Origin of the sequence: Pararhodobacter sp. (assembly GCF_036802785.1) — a bacterium.
In the GTDB taxonomy this organism is placed as follows: domain Bacteria; phylum Pseudomonadota; class Alphaproteobacteria; order Rhodobacterales; family Rhodobacteraceae; genus Pararhodobacter.
The window spans coordinates 1-2,561 of sequence record NZ_DAIRVN010000143.1 but is presented as its reverse complement, the minus strand read 5'-3'; the positions used below and the strand labels follow the sequence as shown (position 1 = coordinate 2,561).

Genomic DNA, 2,561 nt, shown 5'->3' with positions numbered 1-2,561 from the left:
CCGGGACCGAGGCCAGCACCGCGACGTAACCGGCACCCGTCGGGCGCGGCCCGGCCCATATCGCGCAGAAAACCGGGAACTGAGCCATGTTTCATCTTGCCACAAATACGCTCTTTTTCCGCACCCCACGCGCGCCCATCGGGCAGGCGCGCCCATGACCGCCCTGCCCGCCACCACGGACCGCAAGCTGGGCCTTGTCATTGACCTTGACACCTGTGTGGGCTGCCACGCCTGCGTCATCGCCTGCAAGGGCTGGAACACCGAGAATTACGGTGCGCCCCTCTCGGACATGGACGCTTACGGCGCCGAGCCCGAGGGCAGCTTCCTCAACCGCGTGCACAGCTATGAGGTCACGCCACCGTCCGGCACGCCGATGGTAGTGCATTTCCCCAAATCCTGCCTGCATTGCGAGGATGCGCCCTGCGTCACCGTCTGCCCCACCGGCGCCAGCTACAAGCGCACCGAGGATGGCATCGTTCTGGTGAATGAGAGCGATTGCATCGGCTGCGGCCTCTGCGCCTGGGCCTGCCCATATGGTGCGCGCGAAATGGATGCGCAGGCCGGGGTGATGAAGAAATGCACGCTCTGCGTTGACCGCATCTACAACGAAAACCTGCCCGAGATTGACCGCGAACCCGCCTGCGTGCGCACCTGCCCCGCCGGGGCGCGCCATTTCGGCGATCTGGGTGATCCTGACAGCGCCGTGTCGCAACTGGTGGCCGCGCGCGGCGGGATGGACCTGATGCCGGAACAGGGCACAAGGCCGGTCAACAAATACCTGCCGCCCCGCCCGCGCGATCAGCTGATGGAGCCGCCCGCGCAACTGGCCCAACTCTGCACGCCCGCCCCCTCTGACCCCGCCACCGACGGTCTGCCCGGCTTTCTGGGCTGGATCGACCGCACACTTGGAAAGCTCTGATGCATCCCGCCCCTTCCATCATCCTTTTCACCGTGCTCTCAGGCCTTGGCTTTGGCCTGCTCTGCTTTCTGGGGCTGGGGCTGGTGCAGGCCACGGGCTGGGCGGCGTTTGCGTGGTTCGCGCTGGGGTACGGCCTGTCGGTCGCGGGCCTCAGCCTGTCGGCCTTTCACCTTGGCCACCCGGAACGCGCGCTCAAGGCCTTTACCCAGTGGCGCACCAGCTGGCTCTCGCGTGAGGCGGTTCTGTCTACCGCCGCGCTTTTGTTCATGGCGCCGCATGCCGCGGGGCTGGTGTTCTTTGCAACGCCGCTCAGCGGTTTCGGCATTCTGGGCGCGTTCCTTTGCCTGCAGACGGTGCTGGCCACCGCGATGATCTATGCGCAGCTCAAAACCGTGCCGCGCTGGAACCACTGGCTGACGCCGCTGCTGTTCCTGACGGCCTCTCTGGCGGGTGGTGCGCTTCTGATCGGCGCGCCGCGTCTGGCGCAGGTGTTGCTGGCGGCGCTGGCGCTGGTGATGGTGGCCTATTGGCTGATCGGGGACAGCCGCCTGCGGGCCTCAGGCAGCACCATCGGCACCGCCACCGGCCTTGGCGCGCGCGGCGCGGTGCGCCAGCTGGAGCCGCCGCATACCGGCCCCAACTATCTGCTGCGCGAGATGGTCTATGTGGTCGGTCGCAAACACGCGCTCAGGCTGCGGGGGATCGCGCTGGTGCTGGCCGTGGTGCTGCCCTCGCTGATCCTCTGGGCCGCGCCGGAGATACTGGCGGCAAGGGTTCTGGCCGCGCTCTCGCATCTGGCAGGCATGATGGCGGCGCGCTGGCTGTTCTTTGCCGAGGCCGAGCATGTGGTGGGCCTTTACTACGGCAGACGCGCGGCGTGATCGGATTCAGAAACTGCCGAACACGCTGCCCAGCGTGACCAGCACTACCAGTGCGATGATCGGGATGATCACGGCCACCACCGCGATATCCCGGTACGCCTCCTTGTGGGTGAGGCCGCAGATGGTCAGCAGCGTGATCACCGCGCCGTTATGGGGCAGCGCATCAAGGCTTCCGGTGGCGACAGCCGTCACCCGGTGCAGCAGGGCCGGGGCGATGCCCGCCGCCTCGCCCATCGCCAGATAGGTCGCCCCCAGCGTGGACAGCGCAATCGACATCCCCCCGGATGCCGAGCCAGTCATCCCCGCCAGCAGGCTGGTACCGATCGCGAGCGATATCAGCGGGTTGTCGCCGCCGACCGTCACCACCCAGTCGCGGATCAGGCCAAAGGCCGAAAGCGAGGCAATGACCGCGCCAAAGCCCACAAGGCTGGCGGTGTTGAAGATCGGCTTGAGCGAATCCTGCGCGCCCTCCTCCAGCGTGGCGGCCAGCCTGTCTGCCAGACGCTTGCGGTTCAGCACCACCAGCGCCAGCGATGCAAGGGTCAGCGCCGCGATGATCGACCAGACGCCGCGCAGCGCGCCGACATCGGTTGCGCCGAACTGCGGCAGTGCCAGATAGCCGGTGTCCATCCGCGGGATCAGCACGAAGGTGAACATGAGGTTCAGCGCCAGCACCAGCACCAGCGGCGCCCCGGCCACAAGGACCGAGGGCGCATCGCCGCGCCGCCCCCGCGCCACCTCTGCCGCCCCCTCACCATAGC

Annotated in this window: 3 protein-coding genes; 2 read left to right on the top strand and 1 reads right to left on the bottom strand. The window is 67.5% G+C overall.

Translation table 11 applies throughout. The features are described from left to right. The first annotated feature begins 154 nt into the window (after nt 1-154). Together V7Q53_RS23310 and V7Q53_RS23305 are read left to right on the top strand one after the other, a co-directional pair. Nucleotides 155-919 carry a 4Fe-4S dicluster domain-containing protein gene (locus tag V7Q53_RS23310; RefSeq protein WP_333831426.1) on the top strand — a complete coding sequence of 255 codons (765 nt, stop codon included), beginning with the start codon at nt 155-157 and terminating at the stop codon, nt 917-919. Beyond that, nucleotides 919-1,800, top strand: coding sequence for a dimethyl sulfoxide reductase anchor subunit family protein (locus V7Q53_RS23305; RefSeq protein WP_333831425.1), 882 nt, complete (start codon nt 919-921; stop codon nt 1,798-1,800). The genes V7Q53_RS23310 and V7Q53_RS23305 overlap by 1 nt, the downstream gene beginning before the upstream one ends. A gap of 6 nt (nt 1,801-1,806) precedes the next feature. Here the strand turns inward: V7Q53_RS23305 and V7Q53_RS23300 are convergent. Continuing rightward, the coding region (locus tag V7Q53_RS23300; protein WP_442954475.1) for a GntP family permease at nt 1,807-2,561 on the bottom strand (755 nt) is incomplete at its 5' end.